26 protein-coding genes and 1 tRNA gene are annotated in these 26,631 nt (G+C 70.2%); 21 read left to right on the forward strand and 6 right to left on the reverse strand.

The features are described 5' to 3' along the window. Positions 1-15: 15 nt before the first annotated feature. Entirely contained in the window at positions 16-1,881 is a 1,866-nt protein-coding gene (locus ABZS61_RS17170) for a siderophore-interacting protein (RefSeq protein WP_356420958.1), read from the reverse strand. Between the two features lie 128 nt (positions 1,882-2,009). Here ABZS61_RS17170 and ABZS61_RS17175 point away from each other — a divergent pair, with 128 nt between their 5' ends. From ABZS61_RS17175 to ABZS61_RS17185, 3 genes are all read left to right on the forward strand, one after another. Beyond that, the gene (locus ABZS61_RS17175; protein WP_356420960.1) at positions 2,010-3,617 is read left to right on the forward strand and encodes an AraC family transcriptional regulator; all 1,608 of its coding nucleotides are present in this window, start codon (positions 2,010-2,012) and stop codon (positions 3,615-3,617) included. A 95-nt stretch (positions 3,618-3,712) separates the two neighbouring features. Next, positions 3,713-4,201: a hypothetical protein gene (locus tag ABZS61_RS17180; protein WP_356420962.1), complete on the forward strand. Its 489-nt coding sequence runs from the start codon at positions 3,713-3,715 to the stop codon at positions 4,199-4,201. A 171-nt stretch (positions 4,202-4,372) separates the two neighbouring features. Next, the gene (locus ABZS61_RS17185) at positions 4,373-4,957 is read left to right on the forward strand and encodes a S1 RNA-binding domain-containing protein (RefSeq protein ID WP_356420965.1); all 585 of its coding nucleotides are present in this window, start codon (positions 4,373-4,375) and stop codon (positions 4,955-4,957) included. 17 nt (positions 4,958-4,974) lie between these two features. Here the strand turns inward: ABZS61_RS17185 and ABZS61_RS17190 are convergent, their stop codons facing one another. Next, the gene (locus ABZS61_RS17190; protein WP_356420967.1) at positions 4,975-5,184 is read right to left on the reverse strand and encodes a hypothetical protein; all 210 of its coding nucleotides are present in this window, start codon (positions 5,182-5,184) and stop codon (positions 4,975-4,977) included. A gap of 145 nt (positions 5,185-5,329) precedes the next feature. Here ABZS61_RS17190 and ABZS61_RS17195 point away from each other — a divergent pair, with 145 nt between their 5' ends. The 3 genes from ABZS61_RS17195 (at position 5,330) to ABZS61_RS17205 (ending at position 7,869) form a co-directional block, all read left to right on the forward strand. Beyond that, positions 5,330-6,550 (forward strand): histidine kinase, encoded by a 1,221-nt coding sequence (locus ABZS61_RS17195; RefSeq protein WP_356420969.1) that lies wholly within the window; start codon positions 5,330-5,332, stop codon positions 6,548-6,550. After that, positions 6,547-7,266: a response regulator transcription factor gene (locus tag ABZS61_RS17200; protein ID WP_356420972.1), complete on the forward strand. Its 720-nt coding sequence runs from the start codon at positions 6,547-6,549 to the stop codon at positions 7,264-7,266. The genes ABZS61_RS17195 and ABZS61_RS17200 overlap by 4 nt, the downstream gene beginning before the upstream one ends. Positions 7,267-7,446: 180 nt before the next feature. Then, positions 7,447-7,869, forward strand: a complete 423-nt coding sequence (locus tag ABZS61_RS17205; RefSeq protein WP_356420975.1) for a PaaI family thioesterase — start codon at positions 7,447-7,449, stop codon at positions 7,867-7,869. Positions 7,870-7,898: 29 nt separating this feature from the next. Here the strand turns inward: ABZS61_RS17205 and ABZS61_RS17210 are convergent, their stop codons facing one another. After that, positions 7,899-8,903, reverse strand: coding sequence for a Gfo/Idh/MocA family oxidoreductase (locus tag ABZS61_RS17210; protein ID WP_356420977.1), 1,005 nt, complete (start codon positions 8,901-8,903; stop codon positions 7,899-7,901). A 93-nt stretch (positions 8,904-8,996) separates the two neighbouring features. On the opposite strand from ABZS61_RS17210, the gene ABZS61_RS17215 reads away from it, so the two are divergent. The 7 genes from ABZS61_RS17215 to ABZS61_RS17245 all read left to right on the forward strand — a co-directional run bounded on the left by ABZS61_RS17215 (position 8,997) and on the right by ABZS61_RS17245 (position 15,964). Then, positions 8,997-9,758, forward strand: coding sequence for a GntR family transcriptional regulator (locus ABZS61_RS17215; RefSeq protein ID WP_356420980.1), 762 nt, complete (start codon positions 8,997-8,999; stop codon positions 9,756-9,758). Between the two features lie 165 nt (positions 9,759-9,923). Beyond that, positions 9,924-10,922 carry a sugar ABC transporter substrate-binding protein gene (locus ABZS61_RS17220; RefSeq protein ID WP_356420983.1) on the forward strand — a complete coding sequence of 333 codons (999 nt, stop codon included), beginning with the start codon at positions 9,924-9,926 and terminating at the stop codon, positions 10,920-10,922. A gap of 182 nt (positions 10,923-11,104) precedes the next feature. After that, entirely contained in the window at positions 11,105-12,088 is a 984-nt protein-coding gene (locus ABZS61_RS17225; RefSeq protein WP_356420986.1) for a sugar ABC transporter substrate-binding protein, read from the forward strand. After that, positions 12,085-13,137 carry an ABC transporter permease gene (locus ABZS61_RS17230; protein WP_356420990.1) on the forward strand — a complete coding sequence of 351 codons (1,053 nt, stop codon included), beginning with the start codon at positions 12,085-12,087 and terminating at the stop codon, positions 13,135-13,137. Before ABZS61_RS17225 ends, ABZS61_RS17230 begins: the two co-directional genes overlap by 4 nt. Further along, a complete protein-coding gene (locus tag ABZS61_RS17235) occupies positions 13,134-13,997 on the forward strand; it encodes an ATP-binding cassette domain-containing protein (RefSeq protein WP_356420993.1) in 864 nt (287 codons plus the stop codon). The genes ABZS61_RS17230 and ABZS61_RS17235 overlap by 4 nt, the downstream gene beginning before the upstream one ends. Positions 13,998-14,128: 131 nt before the next feature. Continuing rightward, positions 14,129-15,295, forward strand: coding sequence for an ROK family glucokinase (locus tag ABZS61_RS17240; RefSeq protein WP_356420996.1), 1,167 nt, complete (start codon positions 14,129-14,131; stop codon positions 15,293-15,295). A 60-nt stretch (positions 15,296-15,355) separates the two neighbouring features. Then, complete coding sequence (locus tag ABZS61_RS17245) at positions 15,356-15,964, forward strand: hypothetical protein (RefSeq protein ID WP_356420999.1); 609 nt, start codon at positions 15,356-15,358, stop codon at positions 15,962-15,964. A gap of 45 nt (positions 15,965-16,009) precedes the next feature. On the opposite strand, the gene ABZS61_RS17250 is transcribed toward ABZS61_RS17245, so the two are convergent. Further along, complete coding sequence (locus ABZS61_RS17250) at positions 16,010-16,195, reverse strand: hypothetical protein (RefSeq protein WP_356421002.1); 186 nt, start codon at positions 16,193-16,195, stop codon at positions 16,010-16,012. A gap of 83 nt (positions 16,196-16,278) precedes the next feature. Here ABZS61_RS17250 and ABZS61_RS17255 point away from each other — a divergent pair, with 83 nt between their 5' ends. Further along, positions 16,279-17,289, forward strand: coding sequence for a helix-turn-helix domain-containing protein (locus ABZS61_RS17255; protein ID WP_356421005.1), 1,011 nt, complete (start codon positions 16,279-16,281; stop codon positions 17,287-17,289). Between the two features lie 353 nt (positions 17,290-17,642). Next, on the forward strand, positions 17,643-21,029 hold the full coding sequence (locus ABZS61_RS17260; RefSeq protein ID WP_356421008.1) for a S8 family serine peptidase: 3,387 nt from the start codon (positions 17,643-17,645) through the stop codon (positions 21,027-21,029). Positions 21,030-21,318: 289 nt separating this feature from the next. On the opposite strand, the gene ABZS61_RS17265 is transcribed toward ABZS61_RS17260, so the two are convergent. Next, positions 21,319-21,990, reverse strand: coding sequence for a class I SAM-dependent methyltransferase (locus tag ABZS61_RS17265; RefSeq protein ID WP_356421011.1), 672 nt, complete (start codon positions 21,988-21,990; stop codon positions 21,319-21,321). A 310-nt stretch (positions 21,991-22,300) separates the two neighbouring features. Between ABZS61_RS17265 and ABZS61_RS17270 the strand changes: the two genes are divergently transcribed. Genes ABZS61_RS17270 through ABZS61_RS17285 form a run of 4 tightly spaced genes read left to right on the forward strand, consistent with a single transcriptional unit; the run spans position 22,301 to position 25,321 of the window. Further along, entirely contained in the window at positions 22,301-23,584 is a 1,284-nt protein-coding gene (locus tag ABZS61_RS17270) for an alpha/beta fold hydrolase (RefSeq protein ID WP_356421014.1), read from the forward strand. Positions 23,585-23,596: 12 nt separating this feature from the next. Next, complete coding sequence (locus ABZS61_RS17275; RefSeq protein ID WP_356421017.1) at positions 23,597-24,244, forward strand: MBL fold metallo-hydrolase; 648 nt, start codon at positions 23,597-23,599, stop codon at positions 24,242-24,244. 55 nt (positions 24,245-24,299) lie between these two features. Next, a complete protein-coding gene (locus ABZS61_RS17280; RefSeq protein WP_356421020.1) occupies positions 24,300-25,079 on the forward strand; it encodes an exodeoxyribonuclease III in 780 nt (259 codons plus the stop codon). Positions 25,080-25,099: 20 nt separating this feature from the next. Then, the gene (locus tag ABZS61_RS17285) at positions 25,100-25,321 is read left to right on the forward strand and encodes a hypothetical protein (protein WP_356421023.1); all 222 of its coding nucleotides are present in this window, start codon (positions 25,100-25,102) and stop codon (positions 25,319-25,321) included. A 12-nt stretch (positions 25,322-25,333) separates the two neighbouring features. Here the strand turns inward: ABZS61_RS17285 and ABZS61_RS17290 are convergent, their stop codons facing one another. Beyond that, positions 25,334-25,615, reverse strand: coding sequence for a mycoredoxin (locus tag ABZS61_RS17290; RefSeq protein ID WP_356421026.1), 282 nt, complete (start codon positions 25,613-25,615; stop codon positions 25,334-25,336). A gap of 124 nt (positions 25,616-25,739) precedes the next feature. Between ABZS61_RS17290 and ABZS61_RS17295 the strand changes: the two genes are divergently transcribed. Both ABZS61_RS17295 and ABZS61_RS17300 read left to right on the forward strand, forming a co-directional pair. Further along, positions 25,740-26,492 (forward strand): Clp protease N-terminal domain-containing protein, encoded by a 753-nt coding sequence (locus tag ABZS61_RS17295; RefSeq protein WP_356421029.1) that lies wholly within the window; start codon positions 25,740-25,742, stop codon positions 26,490-26,492. Then, positions 26,472-26,581: transfer RNA gene (locus ABZS61_RS17300), tRNA-Cys, on the forward strand. Before ABZS61_RS17295 ends, ABZS61_RS17300 begins: the two co-directional genes overlap by 21 nt. Positions 26,582-26,631: the final 50 nt, after the last annotated feature.

A 26,631-nucleotide genomic window follows, 5' to 3' on the forward strand; every position in this document is an offset into this window, starting at 1 on the left:
CGGTATGGAGGGGGTTCAGTCGGCGGTGGAGCGGAGGAGCTCATGGACGGTGGCGCCCAGGCCGACGGTGTGCGCCGACCTGCGCGTGAGGCCGGCCCGGGCGATGACGGCGTCCAGCTCCGCTGCGGTGCGAAGGCCGGAGCCGTGGCAGACCAGGCCGATCAGGTCTTCCTCGCCGTCGTGCTCGTCGAGGTCGTCGGTGTCGAAGACCTCCTCGATCAGCAGCACCCGACCGCCGGGGACGAGGTTCTCGGCTGCCCGGCGCAGTGCGTGAGCGGCGTCGGCGTCGGGCAGGGTTTTGAGGGCGCGGCTGATGAGCACGGCGTCGGCTGCCGGTCCGGGCTCGAAGACGGACTGCTCCAGCACGCTGACCCGCGTGCGTTGCCGCTCGTCGGGAATCGTGGCGGGCAGGTCGCGGCGCAGCCAGTCGGCCTGGGCGGGCAGAGCGCAGATCGTCACACGCAGGCCTTCGTGGGCTGCGACGTACGCACCGGCGTGGGCGCCGGCACCACCGGAGTGGATCACCAGGTGCTGCACTCCGGCGAGCAGGTCGGACGTGGCGATCGGCTCGGCCAGTGCGGGCTGGAACTTCGCCAGGCGCTCCAGGTGACGGTCCTCGTAGTCCTGCTCGGCTCGCACGTCGGCAAAGGTCCGGCCGGTCACCGAGGCGTAGGCGGGTCGGCCGGTGCGCACCGACTCCGTGAGGCCGTGGATCCCGAGCATCTCGCGGCCGACCACCCCGGCGGAGTGGAGCCGGTCGGCGATGAATTCGAGAGTGAGGACGTCGCCGACCGGCGTCAGGGCGTACTGACACGGCCCTGTCTCGGTCACCACGTCCAGGGTGTGCAGGTAACGCAGCAGCTTGCCCAGAGCGCGCTCGTCGGCGCCGACCTCGGCGGCCAGCTCGGTCACGCTGGACACGCCGCGGGAGACCAGATCGGGAACGCCCAGCTCGACGGCGGTGCGGATCGCGATCGGCGCGACAAGCTCGGTCAGGTAGTGGAGCTTCTGGAACGGGGTGACCGTCCTCTCCGGGTCGGGTACCGCCCCGTCGGTCTCCAGCGCGACGACCTCGGAGCGACGCCAGTAGCCGGCGAAGTCGATGTCCTCCTTGGGTACTCCACGGTCCTCGACCAGGTGCCGGCGGATGTCCCGGACGGCCGTGTGCTCGCCGGCCAGCCATGCGAACGCCTGGCCGGACCACCACTCCGCACTGCGTACGGTCTCGGTGAGCAGCGACACGGTCCGGGCCGTCGCGCCGGGGCGGACCAGCCACGTCACGTCGACCCCCGGCAGCTCGCGCAGCTCCTGGCGGTGGGCCTCCTCGGTGATCTCGATGAACACCTGTGCCCGGGCGTCGGGCGGGAGCTCGTCGAGCAGGCGGCCGATCGCGGGGAGCGCGGTGTCGTCGCCTGCCACGAGCAACCAGTCGGCGCCGGTCGGGAACGACTTGGACGTGCTCGGGCCGCTGAGGTGGATCCGGTCACCCGGCCGGGTGCGATAGGCCCACGTCGTACCCGCGCCCACCCCGTGCTTGACGAAGTCCACGTCCAGCTCGCCGGACTCGGGGTCCCACCGGCGGACCGTGTAGGTCCTCGACAGCGGCCGAGGATCCTTGGGCACGATCAACTTGGCCTCGCCCTGGACCGGGAGCACCGGATCGCGCTGACCGGGGTACGGAAAGTAGAACCCGAGGTCGTCGTCGAAGCCCGGGGACTCGAAGGCCGGCCGCACGAAGCCGTCCGCAGTGGTGAACGCACGCAACTGTGCGCCGCTCAGCGTGACCCGCCGCATCCCCGGGGTGATGTCGACAGTCCGGACTATCTCGACCTCACGCAGGGTCGGCGGGTGCACGGTGAGTCGGCGCGAGGTCTTGGGCATGCGGGAACTGACCTTTCCGGTCGCTTCGAGGGCGGGAGTCGCGCACCGGTAAGGGGAGGGGCGCGCACTGCTAAAGTTAGGCAAACCTTACCTTCAATGGTGTGCGCAGACTGCCGCATGATTAGGGCATGGTGATTCCCTCCTCGTCCGCGGCCGGCACCGGCGACCCGCCACCGATTCCGACCGCGCGGCTGGGTTCGGCAGATGCGCCCGTTCGACCGCTGCTGCTCTGGGTTCGCACCGGCGCGGCGCAGGTGCGCCTCGACGGCGGGCCGGTGCTCCGCCTCGAGGCCGGCGAAGGCGCCTGGATTCCCGCAGACGGCTGGGCAGAGCGGGCGATCATCACCGAGCCGGGCACGGTCGCCTTCCCGCTGTGGCCCCACGTCGGCGTCGGCGCTCGGGAGTTGTCGGAACCCACGCGGTTCGACGTTCCCAGTGGCTGGCAGGACTGGTTGATCCAGCTCTTCAACCTGCAGGTCACCCCGTTCAGCGGCCGCGGGTACTCCCCAGAGGCGATCGAGGAGCTCCTTCGGCGTCCTGGCCCGCGCTCGCCGGCGCCCCTCGGGGTCGGGCGACATCCGAGCTCAGAGGGGTTCGCCTCGCCGGCGATGCCGCGAGCCCTCGGCGCCAGAGCAGTCGCCGAGGAACTGATTCGCGACCCCGCGCTCGACCTCACGGTCGAGCAATGGGCTGCGCGTGTGCTCTCCAGCGCGCGCACCCTCCGCCGTGACTTCCTCGCCGACACCGGGCTCACGTTCGAGCAGTGGCGGCTGCTCTGCCGACTCGGCGCTGCCGTGGAATTCCTTGCTGCCGGTTACGACGTGGACCAGGTGGCCGCTCGAGTGGGCTTCGCCAGCCGCAACGGCCTCACGCGGGCCTTCAAGGGACGGTTCGGTCTGACCCCCCACGAGTTCGGACGATCGCTCTCCGCCCGACCCGGCACCGGCGGGCTGACGCAACGGGGAGCGGCGGCACGGCAGACCGACGACCTGATCCGGATGATGCGCAGGACGGACACTCCCGCTGCGCCCGAGATGCTGCCCGCGGCCAGCACGCCGTCGCACACCAACGACATCCACGTCCTCAGCTGGATGTATCGAGGCAGCGGGTACCTGGACATCGGCGACCAACGCTACGAGCGGGAGCGGGGGGTGGCGACCTGGATCCCCGCAGAGATGGAGCATGTCACCGGCCTCCGCGAGAACTCCGTCTCCCTGCCGCTGGGCAACGCGAGTACCGGCGACCTCCAACTGTCAGTGCCGCTGCAGGTGAGGTTCTCGCCTGCATGGGACGACTACTTGATGTTCAGCTCGATCAGCGCCCGTTCCGGACTGCGTCCTGACGACCACAACCCGCGCCACATCCTCGACCTGTTCGCGGAGCAGGTTGCCGCGCAGCGAGCGCTGTCGGTGCCGATGCCCACCGATCCGCACGCGCGTGCTGTCGCGATGGAGTGCTTGCGTCGTATCGGCGAGCCTGGCGGGACGCATGATGTTGATGTCACCGCCGAGATCCACCGTGCCTTCCGTGACGAGACAGGTATGACACTGGGTCGCTGGCGCTACGCCGCCCGCATGCGCATCGCTCGCGACCTGCTCGCCGGGGGCGCCCCGCCCAGCGCCGTCGCGCGCCGGACCGGGTACGCCCACCTACCCACGTTCAGCGCCGCCTTCTCCCGCTTCCACGGTCTGTCTCCGCGCGACTACCAGCAGCGCGAGTCCGAGCGGAACCGGTAGCACCGTTGCTGTTACGTGACGGCCGACTGCCGGCCCAGGGCGCTGATGGCGTTCTGCCGTCTGGCCGCGCCAGGCCAGGGGGGGAAGATGGCCGCGTGGCCAACGACCTGCAGGTTTTCGCGGACTACTACCAAATCCATGTCTTGGACGAGGGCTCAGATGCTGGTCTCGGTGAGGTGTGGACAGAGCAAGCTCTACTCGACGGACTCGGTGTCGCCCACGATGCACTGGTCATCGGGACTGCGGTCAACGTCGATGTCGCGGTCAGGGTGGATCTTCTGGGTGGCGAGCCGGGCGGCGACAGCAGTGAATTCGACCACGTCGTCGAGGCGAGCCTCCACGTTCCCTCGGGGTGCTTGGTGGTGATGGGCTGCACCGACTACCTGCCGGAAGCTCCGCGTTTCGAAGCCCCCGCCGGATGGATCCGAGTCCGGGCATCGCGCCGGAACCTGGCCAGTGCAGTGCGCGCGGACATCGAATCCGACGAGTCTTCCGAGACCATCGAGCAACTGCGGCTGCAGGCGTGGGCAGCACCGCAGACCGCCCCGCAGATCATCAGGCGATGGTCTCGGCCAGCAGCGTAGAAATCGTCGACCGACGCGGGGCGTGGGAAGGGCCATACAGGTTGGGTGAGTTGGGGAGCTCGCCTGGTCCAGCGCGGCCTGTTCCCATCCTGAGGTGCGGCGGGATGGCGGACGGTCGATTCAGCTTGAAGACATGGCTGGCACACGACGTCGTGTGCCAGGGTTGCGGGTATGGATTGGCAGTCTGAGAGCCCGGAACTCTGGGCGTTCCTGGAGTCCCTGCGCCGCGGCGACATCCTGTCCGGCACCGTCGCGGCGATCGAACGGTTCGGGGTCTTCGTGGCCCTCGACGACGGGCCTGAACACCCCACCCTGCCCGGTGTCGGGTTCCTCGGTATCCCCGAACTGTCCTGGCGGCGCTTCGATGATCCCACCGATGTTGTTCAGGTAGGACAGCGTGTCTCGTGCGAGTTCATCGGGTCCGACACCCACAACGCTGAGGCCAGACTGTCTTTGAAGGCACTGGAGCCCGACCCCCTCCAGGCTTTCGCCGACCGCACAGTGGTGGGCCAGGATTTCCGCGGGACGGTTGACCGGGTGGTTCCCATCGGTGTCTTCGTCGACCTCGGGGATGGGATTTTCGGGCTGGTTTCCTTCAGAGAGATCGACGGCCGCCCAGCGGCGAGTCCGGCAGAGGACTTCGAGGTCGGAGAGGAGATTGACGTCGTCGTCACGGAGATCGACCTGCCAACCCGCCGGGTGTTCCTCTCCAAGCCGGACAGCAGCCAGTACGCAGGTGTCGTGCTGCCCACATGACTGCGGCCGTACCCAGATCAGTTCGGCGACCTGATGCTGTCCGCCGCGATCATCAGCGCCCCACCGGTCACCGCCAGCACGATGCTGACGAAGAGCCCGTAGTCGTCGAGGAAGTCCAGTCTCGCCACCACGACCCACAGCCGGAACCACCCCGTCCATTCGTGGAGCAGTCCGGCGGCTCCCTGGACGAACACGATGAACCCGGCCGTCTCCACGAACTTCTTCATGATCCGAGCCTGTCGCGCACGGCGCCGTCCCGGCATCGGCCACCGGTCGTGCGTGGCCCGCCGAAAGTCTGGGATCGTGCGACTTTGGTCTCTGCGGGGGCCGCAACGGGCCTGCGGAGGCTCCGGCCTGCGTAGCTTTGTCGATATGACGCGCACGGAGTACCGCTGGCTGCTGCCCTCGGCCCTGGCCGACCACGAGCTGTCCGGCGGCGACCGGGGCCGGTCGCGCCGGACCGCACGGGACTGGATCGACGACATCACGGCCTTCCTGTGCGCCGCATTCATCGGGGTGCTCGCCCTCGCCGCGATCGACGCGGACCACACCACCCCGGACGGTGTCGTCTTCGCCGACACCCTGATCGGGGCCGCGGCCTGCTGCGCCCTCTGGCTGCGGCGCCGTTGGCCCGTCGGGCTCGCGGTGTCGCTGACCGTCGTCGGCACCGTGGAACCCGTCGCGACCGGAGCGCTGCTGATCGCCCTGTTCAGCCTGGCTGTGCACCGGCCGTTCAAGCCGGTGGCGATCGTCGGCGCGGGCGCTCTCGCCGTGGCCCCCCTGCAGCCCCTGCTGCGCCCGGACCCGGCGACCTCCTTCATCGCCTCCACGATCATCGGGGTGCTGCTGGTCCTGCTGGTGGTCAGCTGGGGCATGGTCGTACGGTCACGGCGCCAGCTCGTCGTCACACTGCGCGAACGGGCGCGCCGGGCGGAGGCCGAGGCGGCGCTCCGGGCCGAACAGGCCCAGCGGCTGGCCCGTGAGGCCATCGCCCGCGAGATGCACGACGTGCTCGCCCACCGCCTGACCCTGCTCAGCGTCCACGCGGGCGCCCTCGAGTTCCGGCCCGACGCGCCCCCGGCCGAGGTCGGCAGGGCCGCCGGAGTCATCCGGGACAGCGCCCACGAGGCGCTCCAGGACCTCCGCGAGATCATCGGCGTCCTGCGCGGCCCCGGGGAGGGCGACGAGGGCAACCGGCCGCAGCCCACGCTCGTCACCCTGGACGCGCTGATCGAGGAGTCGGTATCGGCCGGGGCGAAGGTCACCCTGGACAACCGCGTCGCCGACCCGGCCGGCGCGCCCGCGGCCACCGGACGCACCGTCTACCGCATCGCGCAGGAAGCCCTCACCAACGCCCGTAAACACGCACCCGGCGCCCCGGTCGCCGTGACCGTGACCGGCGGCCCGGGCGACGGGCTCACGATCGAGGTCCACAACCCCGCTCCCACCGAACCCTTCGAGAGGGTCCCCGGATCGGGCCAGGGCCTCATCGGCCTCACCGAGCGCGCCACCCTGGCCGGTGGCCGCCTGGAGCACGGGCCGGGGGCCGATGGCGGGTTCGGCGTCCGGGCCTGGCTACCGTGGCCCGCATGAACACCCCCACGCCCGCACCACCGCCGGTCCGGCTGCTCATCGTCGACGACGACCCGCTCGTCCGGGCCGGGCTCACCCTGATGCTCGGCGGAGCCGACGGCATCGACATCGTGGGGGAGGGCGCCGACGGCACCGAGGTCGACGCCCTGGTCGACCGGCTGCGCCCGGACGTGGTGCTGATGGACATCCGGATGCCCGTCATGGACGGACTGGCCGCGACCGAGGCACTGCGGCTCAGGCCCGAGGCCCCCGAGGTCATCGTCCTCACCACCTTCCACGCCGACGAGCAGGTGCTGCGGGCCATCCGTGCGGGGGCGGCAGGATTCGTCCTGAAGGACACCCCGCCCGCCCAGATCGTCGAGGCGGTCCGGCGCGTCGCAGCCGGAGAGCCCGTCCTCTCACCCGCTGTCACCCGCCGCCTCATGGCCCACGCCGCGGGCGGCACGGCGGACGACCGGCCGGTCCGAGCGGACCGCGCGCGGCAACGGCTGGCCGAACTCGCGGACCGCGAAAGGGACGTGGCGGTGGCGGTCGGACGCGGCAGTTCCAACGCGGAGATCGCCGCCGCCCTGTACCTGAGTGTGGCCACGGTGAAGACGCACGTCTCCCGGATCCTCGCCAGACTCGGGCTCAACAACCGCGTCCAGATCGCGCTGCTCGTCCACGACGCGGGCCTGCTGGACGAGGACGGACCGCCCGACGGCGGCCTGCGCTGAACGGTTCGGACCGGAACAGGGGCGGGCCGATCGGGGGCGGATCGCGATCCGCGCCCTGCTGGACCGATGGCCCCGGCCTCGTACGGGATTCCGGACAGCGGGGAGCCTGACCGGCCGCCGAGGATCGGGGGGTCCGTAGTCTGCCCGTGAGCTCGTAGGAACGGAACCGGGAGAAGCGACATGACGGAACCATCTCTACGGATGGCACAGAAGATCCTCGACAGCCAGCCCTTCAGCGGGCTCGTCGGTGCGCGGATCACGGAGTTCGGGGACGGGGCCGCCACCCTCGAGATCGACGTCCGCGAGGAACTCGAGCAGCAGAACGGGTACCTGCACGGAGGCGTGCTGGCCTACGCGGCCGACAACTCGATCACTTTCGCGGCCGGGACGACGTTCGGCCCCGCTGTGCTCACGGGCGGCTTCTCCATCCAGTACGTCCGTCCCGCGGCAGGCCGCACCCTCATCGCCAGGGCCGCCGTCGCGCACACCGGTCGCAGACAGGCCGTCGTGCGCTGCGAGTTGTACACCGTGGACGAGGACGGGGCTGAAGTGCTGTGCGCGGTGGCCCAGGGGACGGTTCTCCAGACCGGGCCGGCAGCCTGACGTCGGCCCCGGCCGGTTCGGGCCTGACGTCAGGCCCCGGCCAGCTCGGCCATCGCCACCGGGCGGCGCTCGCGGCGCGACAGTTCGCAGGCCTCGGCGATGCGCAGGGCGTGCAGCGCCTCCCGGCCGTCGCAGGGGTTCGCCAGTTCACCGCGAACGACGCGTACGAACGCGTCCAGCTCGGCCTCGTACGCCGGGGCGAACCGCTCCAGGAAGCCCGGCCACGGCTTGTCCGGAGCCGCAGGACCCTGCGGCTCCGCCGATGTGAGCGGCGTACGGTCGTCGAGGCCGACCGTGATCTGGTCCTGCTCGCCCGCCAGTTCCATCCGTACGTCGTACCCCGCCCCGTTGCACCGGGTCGCGGTGGCCGAGGCGAGTGTTCCGTCGTCCAGGGTCAGCAGAGCGGCCGCCGTGTCCACGTCGCCCGCTGCCCGGAACATCGGGTGCCCGGCATCCGACCCGGTGGCGTACACCTCGGTCACCTCGCGGCCCGTCACCCAGCGCAGGATGTCGAAGTCGTGCACCAGACAGTCCCTGAACAGGCCCCCGGAGAGCGGCAGATACGCGGCGGGCGGCGGAGCGGCGTCGGAGGTCGTCGCCCGTACGGTGTGCAGCCGGCCCAGAGCACCGCTGCGCACGGCGGCGCGCGCCGCGGCGTAGCCCGGGTCGAACCGCCGCATGAAGCCGAGCTGGAGCACACTGCCCGCCCGGTCGACCTCGCGCAGTGCGCTCAGCGTCCCCGGCAGGTCGAGCGCGATCGGCTTCTCGCAGAAGGCGGGCAGACCCGCTCGTGCCACCCGGCCGATGAGCTCCGCGTGCGCGGAGGTGGCGGAGGCGATCACCACAGCGTCCACCCCCGCGCCGAGGACGTCGGCGGCGGAAGCGACGGCCGTGGCGCCCGTCAGGTCCGCGACCTGTGCGGCGCGAGCCGCGTCGGGATCCGTCACCACCAGGGTGTCGACCCGGGGATGGCGTGCAAGGACGCCCGCGTGGAAGGAGCCGATCCGGCCGGTGCCGATGAGTCCGATGCGCATGGACCCAACGTGCCGCCCGCCGGGTGCCCTGTCAACTATATGTCCTGACAAATCGAAGGGTGCTGTGGTGCGCGACGGGGTACGCTCCCTGCCGTGTCCAAACCCACCGCCGACTCCGCCGCTCTGGGGCTTGGCGTGGACCGCACCAGCCCCGTCCCGCTCTACTACCAGCTGGCCCAGCAGCTGGAGGCGGCGATCGAGCAGGGCCGGCTCACACCCGGAAGCCTCCTCGGCAACGAGCTGGAACTCGCCGCACGGCTCGGGCTGTCCAGGCCCACCGTCCGCCAGGCCATCCAGTCGCTCGTCGACAAGGGGCTGATGGTGCGCCGCAGGGGCGTGGGCACCCAGGTCGTCCACAGCCGGATCAAGCGACCGCTCGAACTGAGCAGCCTCTACGACGATCTGGAGGCGGCCGGTCAGCACCCCGCTACCCGGGTCCTGCGCAACACCGTCGAGGCGGCGACGGCCGAGGTCGCGGCGGCGCTCGGTGTCGAGGAGGGTAGCGACGTCCATCTCGTGGAACGGCTGCGGTACGCACACGACGAGCCCATGGCCCTCCTGCGCAACCACCTGCCCCCGGACCTGCTCGACCTCACCACCGAGCGGCTGGAGTCGACGGGGCTCTACCGGATGATGCGCCTGTCGGGGATCACGCTGCACAGCGCCCGCCAGTCCGTCGGGGCGCGGGCCGCGACGGCGGAGGAGGCGGAGCGGCTCACGGAGGCCGAAGGGGCGCCGCTGCTGACGATGGAGCGGACCACCTTCGACGACGGGGGCAGGGCGGTCGAGTTCGGCTCCCACGTCTACCGGGCCTCGCGGTACGCGTTCGAATTCCAGCTGCTGGTAAGGCCCTGAGCTCTTCTCTCCGTGCCCTGCGCCCATCTCCCCCTGCGCCTTGAGCTCTCCTCCCTGCGCCACCCGTGGGTAAGAATGTTCGGACAAACTCTTGACGGGGTCATGTAAGGCAGCTAGAACTCCCCCAGCCGCACTCGGGCGGCCGGGAGAGAAGGCGGGCCCACGATGCGTACCACTCGCACGGCAGCAGTCCTGATCGCCGTATGCGCCCTGGCGGCCGCCGGATGCAGCGGTTCCGGCGGCAAGGACTCCGAGGCCGGCTCCGGGGACGGCGCCCCGAAAGGCCCCCGGGGCGTCTCCACCCCGGAGATGAGGATCGCGATGATCACGCACTCGGGCGAGGGCGACACCTTCTGGGACATCGTCCGCAAGGGCGCCGAGCAGGCCGCGGCCAAGGACAACGTCGAGTTCCTCTACTCGGCGAACAAGGAGGGCAAGGAGCAGGCCCAGCTCGTCCAGGCCGCCATCGACCAGAAGGTCGACGGCATCGTCGTCACACTCGCCAAACCGGAAGCGGTCCGGGAGGTCGTGGCCAAGGCCGTGAAAGCGGGCATCCCCGTCGTCACCATCAACTCGGGCGCGCAGCACTCCCAGGCGGTGGGCGCCCTCAGTCACATCGGGCAGGACGAGGCGGTCGCGGGCGAGGCGGTCGGCGAGGAGCTCAACGGACGCGGCCGGAAGAAGGCCCTGTGCGTCATCCACGAGCAGGGAAACGTGTCTCTCGAAGAGCGCTGCGCAGGCGTGAAGAAGACGTTCGGCGGCACGGTGGAGAACCTCGGCGTCGAAGGTACGAACATGCCCGCCGCCACCTCCTCCATCGAGGCGAAGCTGCAGGCGGACAAGGGCATCGACACGATCGTCACCCTCGGTGCCCCCTTCGCCGCCGCATCGGTCAAGGCCAGGGCGGGCGCCCGGAGCACGGCCGAGATCGACACCTTCGACCTCAACGCCGAGGTCGTCGAGCAGCTCAAGGCCAAGGAGATCGGGTTCGCCGTCGACCAGCAGCCCTACCTCCAGGGGTACCTCGCCGTCGACGAACTCTGGCTCAACCGGTCCAACGGAAACGTCATCGGCGGCGGGAAGCCCGTACTCACCGGCCCCGCGATCGTCACCGCCGACGACGTACCCCTGCTCGAGAAGTACACCGCCCGCGGAACCCGATGACGGGCCCGGACGTGGCCACGCCGAATCGTCGCCGAGCCCCTGCCGAGCGACGGCGGCACCGGCTCGGGGATACTTGTGCGGCCGGGCCGGGAGTCCACTCTCCCCGGCTCCACCAGGCAGCACAGCGAGCAGCACAAGAAGGGCACGGCGTCGTGGCAAGGGTTCGGACAGGGGTACGTGCGATGGGTGCCGTGCTGGCAGCGGTCCTGGGAGCCTCCCTCATGGGATGCAGCAGCACCGGTGGCAAGCGGGCGGAGGAGCGCGCGGCCAAGGAGGCCGCGGAGGGCCGGTCCGCGGTGAACACGCCCCGCTGGACCTTCGCCATGGTCACCCACTCGGGCGACGGCGACACCTTCTGGGACATCGTCCAGAAGGGTGCCGAGCAGGCGGCCGTCAAGGACAACATCAACTTCCTCTACTCGCACAACGACGAGGCGCAGCAGCAGGCCCAGCTCGTCCAGACCGCGATCGACAAGGGCGTCGACGGACTGATCGTCTCGCTGGCCAAGCCCGACGCGATGAAGGCCGTCGTCGCCAAGGCAACCAAGGCCGGCATCCCCGTGATCACGGTGAACTCCGGCTCCGCCGAGTCCAAGGCCTTCGGCGCCCTGACCCACATCGGCCAGGACGAGGCCATCGCGGGCGAGGCCGTCGGCGACGAGCTCGACGAGCGGGGCCGCAAGAAGGCGCTCTGCGTCCTGCACGAACAGGGCAACGTCGGCCACGAGCAGCGGTGCGGCGGAGCGAAGGAGAGCTTCGACGGCACGATGCAGAACCTGTACGTGGACGGCACCAACATGCCCGACGTCCAGGCCTCCATCGAGGCGAAGCTCGAGGCCGACAAGAGCATCGACGCGGTCGTCACCCTCGGCGCCCCGTTCGCCGCGGCCGCGGTCAAGGCGAAGCAGACCGCGGGCAGCAAGGCCGAGATCGACACCTTCGACCTGAACGCAAGCGTCGCCACCGGCCTGCAGAACAAGACCCTCGGCTTCGCCGTCGACCAGCAGCCCTACCTCCAGGGGTACGAGGCCGTCGACCTGCTCTGGCTCTACCGCTACAACCGCAACGTGCTCGGCGGAGGCCTGCCCGTCCTGACCGGGCCGCAGATCATCACCGCCGACGACGCCGACGAGCTCGCCGAGTACACGAAGCGGGGGACCCGATGACAGCGACCGGGCAACCGGTGGCCCCGGAGAAGACCGACGAACGGCTGCTGCGCACCTCACCGCTGCGCAGGCTCCTCGGCCGTCCCGAGCTCGGCTCCGTCGTCGGCGCCGTGGCCGTCTTCCTCTTCTTCGCGATCGTCGCCGACAACTTCCTGCAGATGTCCAGCTTCGGCACGGTGCTGTACGCGGCGTCCACCATCGGGATCATGGCGGCGCCGGTGGCGCTCCTGATGATCGGCGGCGAGTTCGACCTCTCCGCCGGTGTGATGGTGACCAGCTCCGCGCTGATCTCGTCGATGTTCAGCTACCAGATGACGGCCAACGTCTGGGTCGGCGTCTTCGTGTCGCTGCTGGTCACCCTGTGCTTCGGTGCGTTCAACGGCTTCATGCTGACCCGCACCAAACTGCCCAGCTTCATCATCACGCTCGGCACGTTCCTCATGCTGACCGGCCTCAACCTCGGCTTCACCAAGCTGATCAGCGGCACCGTGTCGACCAAGGCGATCGGCGACATGGAGGGCTTCGAATCGGCCCGCAAGGTCTTCGCCTCCCACCTGACGATCGGCGACATCGAGCTCAAGGTCACCATCCTGTGGTGGGTGGTGATCGTCGCCGTCGCCACCTGGATCCTGCTCCGCACCCGCTTCGGGAACTGGATCTTCGCCGTCGGCGGCGAGTCCGACGCCGCGCGGGCCGTCGGCGTGCCGGTGATCCGTACGAAGGTCGGGCTCTACCTCGGTGTCGCCTTCGCCGCCTGGGTCTCCGGACAGCACCTGCTGTTCTCCTACGACGTGGTGCAGTCGGGCGAGGGCGTCGGCAACGAACTGACCTACATCATCGCGGCCGTCATCGGCGGCTGCCTGATCACCGGCGGCTACGGGTCCGCGATCGGATCCGCGGTCGGCGCGATCATCTTCGGCATGACCAGCAAGGGCATCGTGTACGCGGAATGGAACCCCGACTGGTTCAAGTTCTTCCTGGGAGCGATGCTGCTCCTGGCCACCCTGCTCAACGCATGGGTACGCAAGCGCGCGGAGGCGACGAAATGACGGCCCCCCAGGATCCGGCTCCCCGGGACACGGCCCAGGGCCGGGCGCTCGTCGCGCTCGAGCACGTCAGCAAGTTCTACGGCAACATCAAGGCCTTGGAGAACGTCTCGCTGGAGGTCCACGCGGGCGAGATCTCCTGCGTCCTCGGGGACAACGGCGCAGGCAAGTCCACCCTCATCAAGATCATCGCGGGACTGCACCGGCACGACTCCGGGACGTTCCTGATCGACGGCGAGGAGACCACGCTCGCCAACCCGCGCGACGCACTGGACCGGGGCATCGCCACCGTCTACCAGGACCTCGCCGTCGTCCCGCTGATGCCGGTCTGGCGCAACTTCTTCCTCGGCTCGGAGCCGACGAAGGGGGCAGGCCCGTTCAAGCGCCTCGACGTGGAGCTGATGCGCACGACGACCCGCGCGGAACTGCTGCGCATGGGCATCGACCTGCGGGACGTCGACCAGCCGATCGGCACCCTGTCCGGCGGTGAGCGCCAGTGCGTGGCCATCGCCCGCGCCGTGTACTTCGGCGCCAAGGTCCTCGTCCTGGACGAGCCCACCGCGGCGCTCGGCGTCAAGCAGTCCGGCGTCGTGCTGAAGTACGTCGCGGCCGCCCGGGACGCCGGGCTCGGCGTGGTTCTCATCACGCACAACCCGCACCACGCCTACCTCGTGGGCGACCGTTTCGTCCTGCTCAAGCGCGGCGCGATGTCCGGCAGCCACACCCGGGACAGCGTCACGCTCGACGAGCTGACCCGCCAGATGGCCGGTGGGAGCGAGCTCGAGGAGCTCAGCCACGAGCTCGAGCGGGCCCCCGCGCCGGACCACATCGGCGGCCGTCCGGCCGGCGACGACACCCCGTAGAGGCCCCTGATGTTTCCCGCCCCCGGGCCGTCCACCGGTCACGGGGGCGCGGGAATGGCAGAATCGAGCACGGCGGGCACCGTCCGCCGCCGGAGGAACGACCAGCCGGCCCCCCGACCTGCGCAGGGACGATGAGCACGTACCGCGACTTCGCACACCGCGGCTCCGCCCGCGCCACCGTCCTGCGGACCGTAGGAACCCGGGAGCGGCGCTCGCACCTCACAGCGCCCCGTGTCCCCACCGTCGGCATCGACATCGGGGGTACGAAGGTGATGGCCGGCGTCGTCGACGCCGACGGCAACATCCTGGAGACCCTGCGTACCGAGACGCCGGACAAGTCCAAGAGCCCCAAGGTCGTCGAGGACACCATCGTCGAACTGGTCCTGGACCTCTCCGACCGGCACGACGTCCACGCCGTCGGCATCGGCGCGGCGGGCTGGGTCGACGCCGACCGTTCCAAGGTGCTGTTCGCCCCGCACCTGGCCTGGCGCGACGAACCCCTCCGGGACGCCATCGCCTCCCGCCTCGTGGTCCCCGTCATGGTCGACAACGACGCCAACACGGCCGCCTGGGCGGAATGGCGCTTCGGCGCCGGCCGCGGCGAGGACCATCTGGTCATGATCACGCTCGGCACCGGCATCGGCGGCGCGATCCTGGAGGACGGGCACGTCAAGCGCGGCAAGTACGGCGTCGCGGGTGAGTTCGGGCACATGCAGGTGGTGCCCGGCGGGCACCGCTGCCCGTGCGGGAACCGCGGCTGCTGGGAGCAGTACAGCTCGGGCAACGCCCTGGTGCGCGAGGCCAGGGAACTGGCCGCTGCGGACTCCCCGGTGGCGCACGGCATCATCGAACGGGTCAAGGGCAACATCCCCGACATCACCGGGCCGCTCATCACCGAACTGGCCCGCGAGGGCGACGCGATGTGCGTCGAGCTCCTCCAGGACATCGGCCAGTGGCTGGGTGTCGGCATCGCCAATCTCGCCGCCGCGCTGGACCCGTCCTGCTTCGTCATCGGGGGTGGTGTGAGCGCGGCCGACGACCTCCTGATCGGCCCGGCCAGGGACGCCTTCAAACGCCACCTCACCGGCCGCGGCTACCGCCCCGAGGCCCGGATCGCGAAGGCCCAGCTCGGCCCGGAGGCGGGTATGGTCGGCGCCGCGGACCTGGCACGCCTGGTCGCCCGCAGATTCCGCCGGACCAACCGCCGGCGCGTCGAGCGGTACGAGCGGTACGCGCAGTTCTACGACCAGGCGGCGAGCACCATCCGTAACTCGCGGAGCACCCGCACCGCCGACTGATCAGCGGCACGCCACCCGTACTCCGCAACTCCGCACCGTAGCTTCGAGGGACCACCGACCATGACCGCAGCCGAGCACCGCGCCGTGCCGCGCCAGTCCCCTTCTTCCGGTTCCTCGGGCTCCGGGGGCGAGGGGACTCCTCCGCCGGACCGGCGCAGGGTGATCCGCCGACGGCTGATCACTCTGACCATCATCGTGCTGCTGATCGGCATCCCGGCCGGCTACCTGGTGATCTCCGCCGGGCAGAGCCGGCGCTCGGGCAAGGACAAGGAGGCCGAGGCCGCCGCGCAGGGACTGCGCGAGAGCTGGCCGTCCGGCATGCAGCGCCGGATCTTCGAGTTGCCGATCCCCGGCAATGCGATCGGGGTCCAGTACTACGAGACGAACAACTGGAAGGCCAGCCGGATGTACGTGAAGTTCCGTACGACATCCGCAGGGCTCGACCGGTTCCTGAGCGGCGTCGGGACCGGGCGCGCGGCGCTGGAGACCGGCAAGGTCACCATCGCCGAACGCGATGTCAAGATCACCGGCTGGTACTTCGGGCCGGGCGTCGACTGGGCGGGGACCGTCCACAAGAACAAGGACCCGCGCCCCACGCAGGACATCACCGTCAACATGACGGACCCGGCCGCCCCGGTCGTCTACGTCGTGTCTGCGGCGACCCCCTGACAGGGGAGCGGGCCGGCCGCTCACCGGCCGTTCCGGGCCGTTGGTTCAGCCCTCGTACGCCTGGTGCGGGACGACGATGTCGCGCTTGAGGATCTTGCCCGTGGCCCCCTTGGGGAGCCCGTCGCTCAACGTCTCCTCGATCTCGCGCGGGTAGACGTTGGCCGCCGCGTCGGTCGCAGCGGGCCGACGGTCCCGAGCGGGGCGTCCCGTACGCGGCAGCAATGTCGACATCCTGACGGTGAGATAAGGTCCGGCCGAGAAGAATCCCGAGCCGCGCCGAGGTCAGACAGGGCAACCGCCCGAGGGGGAGCTGGATGCTGCAGGCATTGGGGCTGAACCAGGCCGAAGAGGCCGTGTACACGGCACTGCTGGCCCGCCCGACAGCCTCCGCGCAGGACCTTGCCCGGCAGAGCGGACTTGAGAAGTCCGAGACCACGCGCATCCTGCTCGACCTGGCGGCACGCGGCCTGGTGGCGACCGCCACCGAGGCGGGGGCGCCCGACTCCACCGACTTCCGGCCTGCCCGCTTCCGGCTCACGCCCCCCTCGGTGGCCCTGGCCCCGATCCTGGTCGAACAGCGCAACGCTCTGCAGCGGGCCGAGGCGGCGTTCTCGATGCTGACCGAGCAGTACCGCAGTACCGCCGCACACCCCGCCGGCGGTGTTGTGGAGGTGGTCGTCGGTGTGGAGCAGGTTGCGCACCGGTTCCACCAGCTGCAGCTCGGCGCACAGAGGGAGTTGCTGAGTTTCCTCGTCGGCGAGCCCACCGCGGTGCCGCGCGAGGACACCGACATGTCGGAGAGTTCCGCCGTGGACCGCGGCGTCGACTTCCGGATCGTGGCCACCAAGGACTATCTCGACGACCCCGACGTGACACGGGACGTGCGTGCGGGCATCACGGCGGGCATCGAGCTTCGCGTGGCCGACTCGCTGCCGCTGAAGATGCTCGTGTCGGACAGGGAGCGCGCCATGGTGCCCTTGGACCTGGCGGACTCCGGCGGCGAACCGAGTGCGATCGTGGTGCACCGTAGTGGCCTGCTGGCGGCCCTGGTCCATCTCTTCGAGAAGGAATGGGTCCAGGCCCGGCCGCTGTACTCCACCACCGCGGGTCTGCACGCGGAGGTGGCCCCCGATCAGCAGCCGACCGAGAAGGAGCTCGAGGTCCTCGCCCTGCTGCTGGCAGGGATCTCCGACCGGCGGGCGGCCTCCCAACTCGGCCTTTCGATACGCACCGTGGAGCGACGGACCCGCCGCCTGATGGTCCTCGCAGGAGCGGATTCGCGCCTGCAGCTCGGGTGGCATGCCGCGCGCGCGGGCTGGCTTTGACCTGCGCCTTCGCATCCTTCCGAGGGCCGCGTGGCCTCCGCTGCCGGTGGTCACCCTCGGGAGCATGCCGGCAGGTGTACCGCCGCGTCCCCGTTCGGTTCTCGACAGCCCGGGATGAGGCACGGCATGGCACCGGTGGGGCCACGATGACGAAACCTGCGAGCCCATTGCCCGCGAACCCGGCCTGACGGACGCGGCCGGTGTGCGCTGCCACACAGAGTCGAAGGATGTGACCGCATGACGGAAATCCGACATGCGGGAAACCCGTCAAGCCGTGCGTCCCCATCCCCTCCGCAGGTCTGCCAGGCTGCGGCGTCAGCACGGCATGTTCACGGTATCGAGTGGGGAGATTCATGCGTTCCATAACGCATACAGCCTTGGGTGCGGCGACCGCCGTCGTCCTGACCGTCACTGCGGTCGCACCGTCCGGGGCGGCGGATGCACCGCCCGGCGGCGCCCCGGGGAAGAGACCCGTCATCGGCAGCAAAGCCGCGGCTGCGGGCGGCAAGCAGCTGTCGGTCACGCTCGTCACCGGCGACAAGGTGCTGGTGACGACGGACGCGTCGGGCCACAGCTCGGCGGCCGTGCTGCCCCGCGAGGACGGCACGCAGCCGATGGTCCAGACGTATCAGATGGGCAAGGACCTCTACGTCTATCCCGAGGACGCCTCCCTGGCGATCGCCGAAGGCAGGGTCGACGAGCAGCTGTTCAACGTCACCGGGCTCATCCGCCAGGGATACGACGACGCGCACAGCGACACGCTGCCGCTCATCGCCACCTACCGGAACAGTGTGAACGTCGCCGAGAGCGCGCCGGCTGCGCCGCGCGGTTCCGAGCGGGGCCTGAGCCTTCCCGCTGTGGACGGCGTCGCGCTCAAGGCAGGCAAGGACACTGCCGCCACCTTCTGGCAGGACATCACCAACACCCGCTCACGCTCCGGCTCCACGCTGAAGAAGCTGTGGCTGGACGGCAAGGTCGAGGCGACGCTCGACCGGTCCACCGCGCAGGTGCACGCGCCGGAGGCCTGGAACGCCGGCTACGACGGCAAGCGGACCAAGGTCGCCGTGCTCGACACGGGTGTGGACGCCGAGCACCCGGACCTGGTGAGCCGGGTCGCCGAGTCCAAGAACTTCACGGACTCCCAGACCACCGACGACCGGGTGGGGCACGGCACCCACACCGCCTCCACGGTCGGCGGGTCCGGAGCGGCCGACGACGGCCGCAACAAGGGAGTCGCTCCCGGTACCTCCCTGCTCATCGGCAAGGTCCTCAACGACCAGGGCTACGGCCTGGACTCCTGGATCATCGCGGGCATGCAGTGGGCCGTCGACCGGAAGGCCGACGTCGTCTCCATGAGCCTGGGCAACCCGGCGATCGGAGACTGCTCCGACCCGATGGCCCAGGCCACGAAGGAGCTCTCGAAGAGCACCCACACGCTGTTCGTCGTCGCCGCCGGCAACGCGGGCCCGAACGCCGAGACCGTCTCCTCGCCCGGCTGCGTGCCCGACGTGCTGACGGTCGGCGCCGTGGACCGCGACGACACCACCGCGCCGTTCTCCAGCCGCGGTCCGGTGGCCGTCACCCACACCCTCAAGCCCGAGCTCTCCGCCCCCGGCGTCGACATCTCCGCGGCAGCCGCGGGCGGCCGCGGCGTCTACGCGTACCGGACGATGTCCGGCACCTCGATGGCCACCCCGCACGTCGCGGGCGCCGCGGCCGTCGTCCGCCAGGCCCATCCGGACTGGACCGCGCAACAGATCAAGGCCGCCCTCGTCTCGTCCGCCCGCACCGGTGGCAAGGTCGCGGGCGCCGACCAGACCGGCGCCGGGGTCCTCGACGTCTTCGGCACCGTCAACCAGAAGGTGCTCTCCGCGCCCGCCGTACAGGCCGGCAGCTTCAACTGGCCGCAGGACGCCTCGGACCGCACCACCGTGCAGGTGCCCTTCACCAACACCGGCGGCAGCGACCTCACCCTGAGCCTGAAGGTCAGCGGTGTGCACGGCAACGACGGCAGCAACGTCCGCTCCGGCATCGTCAAGCTGGCGGACGGCATGGTGAGGGTCCCTGCGGGGGCCACCGCTCAGGTGCCGCTGCGGATCGACCCCACCGCCCGTCTGGAGGACGCCCAGTACGGTGCGGTCACCGGCCGGATCCTGGCCACCGGCGGGGACGCGCACGTCTCCGTACCTTTCACGCTCTACGTCGAGCCGGAGACGGTCACGCTCCGGGTCAAGGTCATCGACCGCAACGGCAAGCCCGCGGCGGGCCCGTCCTCCCTGGACCTCGTCAGCCTCGACGTCAACACGGGCGAGCGCCGCAGCAACGCGGGTGCGACCGATCAGCTGTACCGGGTACGCCCGGGCGACTACTCCCTCAGCAGCTTCGTGGGGACCTACGACGCGGACAACGTGCCCGAGTCGGTCAGCTACCTCGCGAGCCCGCAACTGCGGATCACCCGTGACACCACCGTCGTCCTCGACGCGCGCAAGGCCCACCGCCTCAGCCTGGACACCGACCGCCCCTCGACGGTGAACAACACCACCTTCAGCTACAGCCGCTCGTGGGACGACACCTGGCAGCTCTCCGGATCGCTCATGGCCGGCAACACCGTCCAGAAGTTCTACGCGGACATCGACGGACGAGCCGTGAACGGCGACTTCGAGTTCCGGCCCACCTGGCGTGCGACCGGCTCCGAAGGCGGCTCGCCCTACGTCTACAACCTGTCGTTCCCGACCTCGGGCCCGCTGCACTCCGAGCAGGTCTACAAGCCCAGGAACTCCAAGCTGGCCCGGGTCACCGAAACGTGGCACGCCATGGGCAAGGAGGCCGACTACATCGACGCGATGTTCGTCCGGCCCGCAGGTGGCGGTAGCGACTACATACCCGTGAGCCCGTTCGGCGCGGTCCACGTGCCCGGCACCCGCACCGCGTACTACACGACCGGCAGCGACGCCTGGTTCCACAGCGCGATGAGCAGCTTCCCGTTCGCCGCGTTCCTGAGCGACCAGGAGCGCACCTACCGGGCCGGACAGCGGAGCGCCGAGGAGTGGTACGGCGGCCCCCTGCGGCCGGCCGCCCCACGCGACGCCGACGGCAAGCCGGCGCTGGTCGCCGAACGGCAGGGCGACCTGATCGGCATCCAGACGGCGCTCTGGCTCGACGGATCCGGCGACCACTGGTCCTACGGCGGGTCGTTCGGGGACCTCGGCAGAATGGAGCTGAAGCGCAACGGTGAGCCGTTCGACACCAGCATGTATCCGGCCGACGTGTTCCGGGTGCCGGACGAGGACTCCGCGTACGAACTCACCCAGTACCTGGAGAAGATCCCGTCCTCGGACCGGAACTGGCTGCGTTCCTCCGCTGTCGTCACCTCGTGGAGCTTCCGTTCCCACCGGGAGCCGGGCGTCTACTCGCGCGGCCTGCCGATCCTCTTCCCTGCGTACGACGTGCCGGTGGACGGCCTGAACACCCTGCCGGCGCAGAGCGGCATCGAGATCGGGCTGTCGGCCGAGGGCCATGCCGGGTACACCCCGGGCGCGATCACCGCGGCCTCGCTGTCCTACTCCTACGACGGCACCACCTGGACCCAGGCGCCGACCCAGAAGCGGCACGGCAGGTGGACGGCGGTCCTCGACCACACCGGCGCCGCCGGCAAGCAGGTCACGATGAAGGTCACCCTCACCGACGCCAACGGCAACGCGGTCACCCAGACCATCACCCGCGCCCACGACGTTCGGTAACCGCATCGGCAACCATCTCGGTCCGGAGCAGCACAGTCCGGCCGGGCAGTCTCCCGCCAGGGGCGACCGCCCGGCCGGACACCGGCCGTTCCCATGGAAACCCTGCGACTGGCTGCGACGGACGCACAGGTCCGGTCCTGGTCCTACGCGACCTCTCTTCGCGGATCCGTGGGACGGCGAAAGCCGCACCGGGGCACGCCGGTGCGTCATCTTCACGAGATCGAACGTGCCGGCGTGCGGGAGGCGTCCCCTTGCCACGTGTGCGTCGGCCACGCGGGCGACCGACTGCTCACAGCCGAGCGAGGCGTGACGCCGAAAGATAGATCCGGCGCGTGCGGATCTCCCCGGCGTACGCCTCCCGTACGGTGATGTCGTCAACGTGGAACGCGGCGGACCCTACTGCGCGGCGGAGTTCCGCTTCGGTGAAATCGGCCCAATACACCAGGTGTTCGGTGCCCAGCGGATCTTTCACGGCGCCGTCACGGGTCCCTTCCTTCGCCACTATCAGGAGCTGGCCGCCCGGGCAGATCGCCGCACTCCACGCGGCCAACGTGCTGGGCAACTCCCTTTTGGGCCGGTCGTGGAGTGAGTAGTACGAGACCAGTCCGTCGAGCAGATCCCCTTTCACGGCCGGCCCGGCGTCCTGCTGGTCCCTCACCTCGAACCGACACCCGGGCTTCTCACGGCGGGCCAACTCGATGCAGCGCGGCGACAGATCGATGCCCAGCACGTCGAGCCCGTACTCGGCAAGCATCGCCGTCACCTGGCCGCAGGGACCACAGCCGACGTCCCAGACCCTGCCTCCTTCGCCGACCCGCCCGGCGAACTCCGCCAGGACCGTCCGGTCGTAGGGCTTGCTGTCCCATTCGTGCCGGAAGAGCTGAAGGTAGAGGTCGGCGCGCGCATCCCATACCCGTGCGACATCGAGAGCGCTTCCGGGCTCCGGCGAAGGGCCGTTCACCGGCGCGCGGCAAGGAGTTCGGTCATGGGCAGGGACCTCGCTGTCCGTCTGGGGCGTGAGGGCCGCCGCCCAGGACGAAGGAACCACCCCCGTGTGGGCTGATCTCGAATCGTCCGACGCTCGCGCGGCGTGCCAGGACGCGTCCTCGTACCCAGGCGTACGCCGCACGCCCACCCAGGATCGCACGACATGGCGCGTGACGATCCGAATGCCGTGAGCGGCATGCTCCGGGAAGGTCGTCAACCCGGTCAGGGCGCATGCACCGGCCCCCCGTTTTGGGGGCGTCTGTGAGACGTGGGAGCGTGGGAGGGTGAGCGAGACAGAGACAATGACCCTGAAATACCAGGTAGACGGCCCAGAGGACGCACCCGTGCTGGTGCTCGGACCCTCCCTCGGTACCACATGGCACATGTGGGACCGCCAGATACCCGAGCTCTCGAAGCACTGGAGAATCTTCAGGTACGACCTGCCGGGGCACGGCGGAGCCCCCGCTCATCCCGCGGTGGCCGTGACCGACCTCGCGGACCGTCTGCTCGCCACGCTGGACAGCGTCGGCGTCCAGCGCTTCGGATACGCAGGCTGTTCCATCGGAGGCGCCGTGGGCGCCGACCTCGCGCTGCGCCATCCGCACCGGGTGGCCTCGCTCGCGCTGGTCGCCGCCTCGCCCCGTTTCGGCACCGCCGACGAATTCCGGCAGCGTGGCGTGATCGTCCGCAGCAACGGTCTGGAGCCGATCGCCCGCACTGCCCCGGAACGCTGGTTCACCTCCCACTTCGCCGCCGCCCAGCCTGCCATCGTCGAGTGGGCCGTCCAGATGGTGCGCACCACCGACCCCGGCTGCTACATCGCGTCCTGCGAGGCCCTGGCCGCCTTCGACATCCGTACGGAACTCCCTCGAATCGGCGTCCCGACCCTCGTCCTGGTCGGTGCCGAGGACAAGGTCACCGGACCCGCGGAGGCCCGCACCCTCGTCGCCGGCATCCCGGACGCCCGGCTCGCCCTCGTCCCCGGAGCCTCCCACCTGGCCCCTGTCGAGCAGCCCGGCGCCGTGACCGATCTGCTCCTCATGCACTTCTCCACAACCTGGCAGGACACTCTGGCCTCGATCCCGGTACCGGCCGCCCCGGGGCTCGTCGCTCCGTTCGTGCCCGTGGTGCCCGTCGCGGAGATCGGATCCGCTGCCGTCACACCCGAGGAGGCCACCACGGGCCGGCGGGACCGGTACGACAGCGGGATGAAGGTCCGGCGCGAAGTCCTCGGTGACGCCCACGTGGACGCCGTCACGGCCGCGTCGGACACCTTCACCGACGACTTCGAAGAGCTCGTCACCCGCTACGCCTGGGGCGAGGTCTGGGCCCGTGAGGGCCTCGACCGCCGGGCACGCAGCTGCGTCACGCTCACCGCGGTGGTCGCCTCCGGACATCTGGGCAGCCTTGCGCAGCACGTAAGGGCCGCGCTGCGCAACGGACTTACCCCCGTCGAGATCAAGGAGGTGCTGCTGCAGACGGCCGTCTACTGCGGCATCCCGGCAGCGGGTGCCGCATTTGCCATCGCGCAGTCCGTGATCCAGGAGGAAACCACACCGCCCGCGTAGCAGGATGTGGGTATGAACGCACTGTCTCTCACCCTCACGAAGAACACGCACTCCTGCATCCGGCTGGAGCGGAACGGCCAGGCGCTCGTCATCGACCCCGGCGGCTTCTCGGAGGACGACGCCGCCGTCGGCGCCGACGCGATCCTGGTGACGCACGAGCACCCGGACCACTTCGACGAGGCCCGGGTGCGGGCGGGGCTGGAGTCCAATCCGGCAGCGCAGGTGTGGACCCTGCGCAGCGTGGCCGGGCAGCTCTCCGCCGCGTTCCCCGGGCGCGTCCACACGGTCGGCCACGGCGACACGTTCTCCGCCGCCGGGTTCGACGTGCAGGTGCACGGCGAACTGCACGCGGTGATCCACCCGGACATTCCGAGGATCACCAACATCGGTTTCCTGGTGGGTGGTTCGGTCTTCCACCCGGGCGACGCCCTGACGGTGCCGGACCACCCCGTGGACACGCTGATGCTGCCGGTGATGGCCCCGTGGAACAAGATCTCGGAGGTCATCGACTACGTACGTGAGGTGAAGCCGCGGCGTGCGATCGACATCCATGACGCCCTGCTCACCGATCTCGCCCGCCCGATCTACGACAGGCAGATCGGTGGACTGGGCGGAGCCGATCACGACCGGCTGACTCCGGGGGACACGACCCGGCTCTGACCCGCCGGGAGCGGACCGCGGGACGACTGTCAGTGGGAGCGGATAGGTTTACTGCATGCGCATTGCCACCTGGAACGTCAATTCGATCACCGCCCGGCTCCCGAGGCTGCTGGCCTGGCTGGAGAGCACCGGCACGGACGTGCTGTGCATCCAGGAGACCAAGTGCACGGCTGAGCAGTTCCCGGCCGAAGCGCTGCGCGAACTGGGCTACGAGTCCGCCGTGAACGCCACGGGCCGGTGGAACGGGGTGGCGCTGGTCTCCCGGGTGGGCCTCCAGGATGTCGTGACCGGCCTGCCCGACGGGCCCGCCTACGAGGGTGTGCTGGAGCCGAGGGCCATCTCCGCGACGTGCGGTCCGGTCCGGGTCTGGTCGGTCTATGTCCCCAACGGCCGCGAGGTCGAGCACGATCACTACGCGTACAAGCTGCGCTGGTTCGAGGCCCTGCAGAAGGCGGTCGCCGCGGACGCCGCGGGGGCACTGCCGTTCGCCGTCCTCGGCGACTTCAACGTCGCGCCGACGGACGAGGACGTCTGGGACCCGGCACTCTTCGAGGGGGCCACCCATGTGACTCCCGCCGAGCGCGCCGCGCTGGCCACGCTCCGCGAAGAAGGGCTGTCGGACGTGATGCCCCGACCGCTCAAGTACGACCGCCCGTACACCTTCTGGGACTACCGCGAGCTGCGCTTCCCGAAGAACAGGGGCATGCGCATCGACCTCGTCTACGGCAACGCCCCGTTCACGGCGGCCGTCAAGGACAGCTACGTCGACCGTGAGGAGCGCAAGGGGAAGGGCGCGTCCGATCACGCCCCGGTGGTCGTGGACCTCGACCTCTGAGCGCCGGGCGGGAGAGTCCGGTGAACGCACGCGAGGGCCGCGACTGGACGGCCATGACCCCCGCGGATTTCGATCCCGACGCCCCCCTCCTGCTGGACGTGGGCACGGGCCCCGTCGTCATCCCGGCCGAGCCTGCCGAGTGCGGTACGCCGCCGCTGTTCGGGGTGGAGAAGGCCGCGCCGCGCGCCGCACGAACCGACCGGCGCCCGGCCGCTCCCGTGAACCAGGAGGGCCTTTTCTGAGGGGGCGGCTGGTCAGCGCCCCTTCGTGGGCAGCAGGTGCGGGGCGTGTTCGGTGACGGCTCGCACCACCTCGCGCTTGGACGGGTTCACCATCGCGTGCCCCGCCACCCGGACCGTCGGCACGGTCTCGTTGCCGTTCGCGACCGAGCGCACGAAGGCGGCGGCCTCCGGGTCCCTCCAGATGTTCACCTCGGTGTATGTCAGCCCCGAGAAGCGCAGCCGCAGCCGCAGTTTCATGCAGTACGGGCAGCCGGGCCGCCAGTAGACAACCATGCCGTCGCGGTCCCCGGTCATCGAGTGCCCTTCCGTTCACGTCCGTTGATCGAACTCAGCCAACCGCGTGGCGGCGGCAGGGGCAAGGGTCCACAGGTGTCAACTGTCGGTTGACACCCCCGCACTGTCAACCTAGGGTTGCCCCATGACGAAGCCGCTCGGGCCCAACCCGCCCATCCGTCTCGACGACCTCATCGAGGCGATCAAGAAGACCCACACCGACGCACTGGAGCAGCTCACCGGAGCAGTCGTCGCCGCGGATCACCTCGGCGAGATCGCCGACCACCTCATCGGCCACTTCGTCGACCAGGCACGGCGCTCGGGCGCCTCGTGGACGGACATCGGCCGGAGCATGGGCGTCACCCGGCAGGCCGCCCAGAAGAGGTTCGTGGCCAAGAAGCCCGACGAGACGGCGGACCTGGATCCGAGTCAGGGATTCGGGCGGTTCACCGAGCAGGCCCGGAACGTCGCCGTGGGCGCGCACAACGAGGCCCACGCGGCCCGCAACGACGAGGTACGCACCGAGCACCTGATCCTCGGGCTCCTCGGAGACCCCGACACCCTCGCCGCCCGGGTGATCACGGGTCAGGGCGTGTCACCGGCCGCGGTCCGCGAGGCCGCAGCCCTCGCCCTGCCGGCCGCGGCAGACGAGGTCCCCGAACTGATCCCGTACGACGCGGGAGCGCGCAAGGTGCTGGAGCTGACGTTCCGGGAGGCGCTGCGACTGGGCCACGACTACGTGGGGACGGAGCACATCCTGCTCGCCCTGCTGGAGTTCGAGGGCGGCTCGGGCGTACTCACAGGGCTGGGCATCGACAAGGAGGCGGCCACGGCGGCCGTCGTCGCGGAGCCCGCCGCCGGGGAAAAGGGAGCGGCGGCCGGGGGTGCCGACAGCTAGGGTGAGGTCATCGAGCGCCCGGTGCGCAGGCAACGGATACTTCTTTCTGCAAAAAAGAGGACCCAGGTTCGAATCCTGGCGGTCCGGCTCAGGCCGGGCTGTGGTGCAGCGGCCCAGCATCTTGTCTCCGTCGCCGACT

The sequence above is a fragment of the Streptomyces sp. NPDC005566 genome (assembly GCF_040605575.1).
In the GTDB taxonomy this organism is placed as follows: Bacteria; Actinomycetota; Actinomycetes; order Streptomycetales; family Streptomycetaceae; genus Streptomyces.

Bases quoted from the DNA above. Each gene is read 5' to 3' on its own strand.
- ABZS61_RS17170 (WP_356420958.1), bottom strand. From the start codon at position 1,881: ATGCCCAAGACCTCGCGCCGACTCACCGTGCACCCGCCGACCCTGCGT.
- ABZS61_RS17175 (WP_356420960.1), top strand. From the start codon at position 2,010: ATGGTGATTCCCTCCTCGTCCGCGGCCGGCACCGGCGACCCGCCACCG.
- ABZS61_RS17185 (WP_356420965.1), top strand. From the start codon at position 4,373: ATGGATTGGCAGTCTGAGAGCCCGGAACTCTGGGCGTTCCTGGAGTCC.
- ABZS61_RS17190 (WP_356420967.1), bottom strand. From the start codon at position 5,184: ATGAAGAAGTTCGTGGAGACGGCCGGGTTCATCGTGTTCGTCCAGGGA.
- ABZS61_RS17195 (WP_356420969.1), top strand. From the start codon at position 5,330: ATGACGCGCACGGAGTACCGCTGGCTGCTGCCCTCGGCCCTGGCCGAC.
- ABZS61_RS17200 (WP_356420972.1), top strand. From the start codon at position 6,547: ATGAACACCCCCACGCCCGCACCACCGCCGGTCCGGCTGCTCATCGTC.
- ABZS61_RS17205 (WP_356420975.1), top strand. From the start codon at position 7,447: ATGACGGAACCATCTCTACGGATGGCACAGAAGATCCTCGACAGCCAG.
- ABZS61_RS17210 (WP_356420977.1), bottom strand. From the start codon at position 8,903: ATGCGCATCGGACTCATCGGCACCGGCCGGATCGGCTCCTTCCACGCG.
- ABZS61_RS17220 (WP_356420983.1), top strand. From the start codon at position 9,924: ATGCGTACCACTCGCACGGCAGCAGTCCTGATCGCCGTATGCGCCCTG.
- ABZS61_RS17225 (WP_356420986.1), top strand. From the start codon at position 11,105: ATGGGTGCCGTGCTGGCAGCGGTCCTGGGAGCCTCCCTCATGGGATGC.
- ABZS61_RS17230 (WP_356420990.1), top strand. From the start codon at position 12,085: ATGACAGCGACCGGGCAACCGGTGGCCCCGGAGAAGACCGACGAACGG.
- ABZS61_RS17235 (WP_356420993.1), top strand. From the start codon at position 13,134: ATGACGGCCCCCCAGGATCCGGCTCCCCGGGACACGGCCCAGGGCCGG.
- ABZS61_RS17240 (WP_356420996.1), top strand. From the start codon at position 14,129: ATGAGCACGTACCGCGACTTCGCACACCGCGGCTCCGCCCGCGCCACC.
- ABZS61_RS17245 (WP_356420999.1), top strand. From the start codon at position 15,356: ATGACCGCAGCCGAGCACCGCGCCGTGCCGCGCCAGTCCCCTTCTTCC.
- ABZS61_RS17250 (WP_356421002.1), bottom strand. From the start codon at position 16,195: ATGTCGACATTGCTGCCGCGTACGGGACGCCCCGCTCGGGACCGTCGG.
- ABZS61_RS17255 (WP_356421005.1), top strand. From the start codon at position 16,279: ATGCTGCAGGCATTGGGGCTGAACCAGGCCGAAGAGGCCGTGTACACG.
- ABZS61_RS17260 (WP_356421008.1), top strand. From the start codon at position 17,643: ATGCGTTCCATAACGCATACAGCCTTGGGTGCGGCGACCGCCGTCGTC.
- ABZS61_RS17275 (WP_356421017.1), top strand. From the start codon at position 23,597: ATGAACGCACTGTCTCTCACCCTCACGAAGAACACGCACTCCTGCATC.
- ABZS61_RS17280 (WP_356421020.1), top strand. From the start codon at position 24,300: ATGCGCATTGCCACCTGGAACGTCAATTCGATCACCGCCCGGCTCCCG.
- ABZS61_RS17290 (WP_356421026.1), bottom strand. From the start codon at position 25,615: ATGACCGGGGACCGCGACGGCATGGTTGTCTACTGGCGGCCCGGCTGC.
- ABZS61_RS17295 (WP_356421029.1), top strand. From the start codon at position 25,740: ATGACGAAGCCGCTCGGGCCCAACCCGCCCATCCGTCTCGACGACCTC.